The organism is Schnuerera sp. (genome assembly GCF_035459645.1).
Lineage (GTDB): Bacteria > Bacillota > Clostridia > Tissierellales > Tepidimicrobiaceae > Schnuerera.
On sequence record NZ_DATHXO010000162.1, the window covers coordinates 1 to 3,884 of the forward strand.

Genomic DNA, 3,884 nt, shown 5'->3' on the forward strand with positions numbered 1-3,884 from the left:
CTTGTCGATGGCTTCGCGGAAGGCGATGCGCTCGTACTTTTTTGCGTTCTTGTGCTTGCCCGGGTCCTTGTCGTAAATGCCGTCTGGGAAGGTTACTTTAACTTCTACTTCTTCTCCTTTTTTCTTACCCTTAAGCTGTTCTTCAAATCCAGGGATAAATTTGTTAGCACCTATTTCCAATTCTTGGTTTTCTGCAGTGCCACCTTCAAACTGTTCTTCATCTATATACCCTTCAAAATCTATAATAAGCATATCTCCTTCTTTAGTTTCCCTATCTCCTGCTTCTATAATCCTTCCATTCATTTCTTGAACAGCCTTTAATTCCTTATCTACATCTTCATCTGTAACATTATACTCTACTTTTTCAACTTCTATACCTTTATAATCTCCTAAGTTTACTTCTGGCTTTATGGTCACTTCTACCTTAATAATTATAGGTTTCCCTTTTTCTAATTGTTCGATATCAACATCTGGTGTATCTACTGGTTCTAATTCCAATTCTTCTATGGCCTCATCATAAGCATCTGGTAAAATAATATTTAATGCTTCTTCATAAAATACACCTTCACCATAATTCATCTCAATTATCTTTCTGGGTACCTTGCCTTTACGAAAACCTGGTATATTGAATCTATTTCTGTTTTTTAAGTATGCTTTTTGAACAGCTTTTTCGAATTCGTTTTCATCGATTTCAATATTAAAAAAGGCTTGGTTTTTTTCTTTTTTTTCTAAAACAGAATTCATTATGTTATCCTCCTAAACTTTTATTTATTGCATTTAAAACTAATATATTATACCATAAAATTATACCATATAAAATATTATTATCCAATTTATAAGTATTATATCATAATTGAATTAAATATGAAAAAAACCAATGGTTTCACCACTGGTTGTGTTTTGGTGCGGGAAAGAGGACTTGAACCCCCACGTCAAAGACACTAGATCCTAAGTCTAGCGCGTCTGCCAATTCCGCCACTCCCGCTTATAAAAAAACCTACTTTATTATTATAACATTTTATATCACCATGTCAACTATTTTTTATCTATTAAATACTGTATTTAATAGATAAAAAACATGATAAGTCTATTCTACTGACTTATCATGTTTTATTATCTATTTTACTTTAAAAAGAAATTCAAAAAAACGTAAGTGAATATAGCAAAGACTATAACACCTATTAAAGCTATAGGCATTATTACTTGATACCCTGCTATAATCATAGCTAAAATATCCTTCTTTGTAAATTCGAAAGGTTTTTCTTTGTTTTTTTTATCTAGTTCTTCTTTTACTTCTTTTTCAAGATCTTTAATTGGTTTTCTATTTCGCGAAGTGACACGCAACAAAGTGTTCTCCTCCTAGATCCCTAAATTCAGGTATCTCTTCTTTACAAATATCTTGAGCATACATACAACGAGTATGGAATTTACATCCACTAGGTGGATTGGATGGACTCGGTATGTCTCCTTCAAGTATTATCCTGTCTCTCTTAAGAGTTGGGTCTGGATGAGGTATAGCTGATAGTAAAGCTTGAGTATATGGATGTTTAGGACTATCAAACAAGATGTTTTTATCTGCTAGCTCTACCAAAGACCCTAAATACATAACCCCAACTCTATGTGATATATACCTTACAACTCCTAAATCATGGGAAATAAACATATAAGAAAGATTTAATTCCCTTTGTAAATCTGTAAATAAGTTTATAACCTGAGATTGAATAGAAACATCCAGAGCAGAAACTGGCTCGTCAGCTACTATAAAAGATGGATTTAAAGCCAAAGCTCTAGCTACACCTATACGTTGTCTTTGCCCTCCCGAAAACTCGTGAGGATATCTATTCATATGATATCTAGCCAAACCACATTTATTCATAACTTCTACTACATAATTATCTAATTTTTTGCCTTTTCTGTATAATCCATGCTCAACTAAAGCTTCTCCTACTATTTGAGACACCGTCATCCTAGGATTTAACGAACTATAAGGGTCTTGAAATACTATTTGCATTTCCCTTCTCAGTTTTTTCATCTCATCTTTTGGAGCATTTAATACGTCTATGCCTTTAAACTTTACTTCTCCAGCAGTGGCATCATATAGCCTTAATAATGTTCTTCCTAATGTAGATTTACCACATCCTGATTCTCCTACTATCCCCAATGTTTCCCCCTCTTTAATAAAAAGGGACACATCATCTACAGCTTTAACATTTCCTACATTTCTTTTAATAAATCCTTTTGTTATAGGAAAGTATTTTTTTAGATTAGAAACTTCTAGTAAAACTTCGCTCATTATCTAGACACCTCCTCAGCTCTTATACAGGCAACTTTATGTCCAGGAGCTATCTCTCGTAATTCTGGTTGACCTTCTCTACATTCATCTGTAGCAAATTTACATCTAGGATGGAAATAACATCCTTTGGGTAAATATAGTGGATTTGGTACTGCACCTGGAATGGTTTCAAGTCTTTGCCCTTCCTTAACTAAAGAAGGTATAGAGCCCATTAGCCCAATAGTATATGGATGCTTTGGATTCTTAAATAATTCCGTAATAGGCGCATCCTCAACTACTTTACCAGAATACATAACTATAACATGGTCTGCCATCTCTGCAATAACTCCTAAATCATGAGTTATTAGCATAATAGATGTATTCAATTTGCTTTTTAACTCATTCATTATTTCCAATATTTGAGCTTGAATAGTAACATCTAAAGCAGTAGTTGGCTCATCAGCAATAAGAAGTTTTGGTTGACAAGCTAAAGCCATCGCTATCATTACCCTTTGTCTCATTCCACCGGATAACTGATGAGGATATTCTTCAACGATCCTCTCTGCATTAGGAATACCTACTAAATCAATCATTTCAATGGCTCTTTCCTTAGCTTCTTCTTCGCTCAATTTTTGATGAAGCATTAAAACTTCTCCTATTTGATAGCCTACAGTAAATACTGGATTTAATGAAGTCATAGGTTCTTGGAATATCATAGAAATATTATTCCCTCTAATGTTTCGAATCTCCTTATTTGAAACTTTTGTAAGATCCTCTCCCTCAAATATGACTTCTCCATCAACTATCTTTCCAGGAGGATCTGGTATTAAACGTAGAATTGACATGGCTGTTATACTTTTGCCACAGCCGGATTCTCCTACTATACCTATAGTCTTACCTGCTTCTACTGAAAAATTAACTCCGTCAATAGCTTTTACTATTCCATCATCTGTATAAAAATAAGTTTTTAAATTCTTAACTTCCAATAATTTAGACATATTCTATCCTCCTATCCTCTAAGATTTAGGGTCTATAGCATCACGTAAGCCATCACCTATTAAGTTAATACACATTACTGTAGCAAAGATTAATAATCCTGGCGGTATCCACAACCAAGGACGATGCTGTAAATTATACATATTCCTTGCATACTGTATTAAGTTACCCCATGTTGGTACTGGTGGTGCTACCCCAAGTCCAAGAAAGGATAGTGCACTTTCCTGTAATATTGCAGATGCTACTCCTATTGTAGCATTAACCACAATATAACCTACAGTATTTGGTACTAGATGCTTCCAAATAATTCTTGAGTTTCTTATCCCCAATGCTTTTGCAGCAAGAACAAATTCTTGTTCCCTTAAAGATAATATCTGTCCTCTAACCATCCTTGCTAATCCCGGCCAGCTTAAAATCCCTAAAATAAACATAACTAGATACATCTTTTGCTCTGGACTTATACTTACTCCAACCACTGCAGAAACAGTAATTACCAGAGGTAAAAAAGGAAAAGACATGAAAACTTCAGTTATTCTCATTAAAACATTATCTATCCATCCACCATAATATCCAGCAATCCCTCCTATTAGAGTTCCAATTATTACTCGAATAATTA

The 3,884-nt window shown here is 34.0% G+C and carries 5 protein-coding genes and 1 tRNA gene; all 6 read right to left on the reverse strand.

All coding sequences use genetic code 11. The features are described from left to right. The coding region (gene tig / locus VK998_RS03935) for a trigger factor (RefSeq protein WP_325225718.1) at positions 1–744 on the reverse strand (744 nt) is incomplete at its 3' end. 157 nt (positions 745–901) lie between these two features. Continuing rightward, positions 902–985 (reverse strand) — tRNA-Leu (locus VK998_RS03940). A gap of 137 nt (positions 986–1,122) precedes the next feature. Continuing rightward, the gene (locus tag VK998_RS03945; RefSeq protein ID WP_325225720.1) at positions 1,123–1,347 is read right to left on the reverse strand and encodes a hypothetical protein; all 225 of its coding nucleotides are present in this window, start codon (positions 1,345–1,347) and stop codon (positions 1,123–1,125) included. Then, positions 1,322–2,293: an ABC transporter ATP-binding protein gene (locus VK998_RS03950; protein ID WP_325225722.1), complete on the reverse strand. Its 972-nt coding sequence runs from the start codon at positions 2,291–2,293 to the stop codon at positions 1,322–1,324. The genes VK998_RS03945 and VK998_RS03950 overlap by 26 nt, the downstream gene beginning before the upstream one ends. After that, on the reverse strand, positions 2,293–3,270 hold the full coding sequence (locus VK998_RS03955) for an ABC transporter ATP-binding protein (protein ID WP_325225724.1): 978 nt from the start codon (positions 3,268–3,270) through the stop codon (positions 2,293–2,295). The genes VK998_RS03950 and VK998_RS03955 overlap by 1 nt, the downstream gene beginning before the upstream one ends. 18 nt (positions 3,271–3,288) lie before the next feature. Beyond that, positions 3,289–3,884: ABC transporter permease (locus tag VK998_RS03960; protein WP_325225727.1), on the reverse strand; the 596-nt coding region annotated here is incomplete at its 5' end.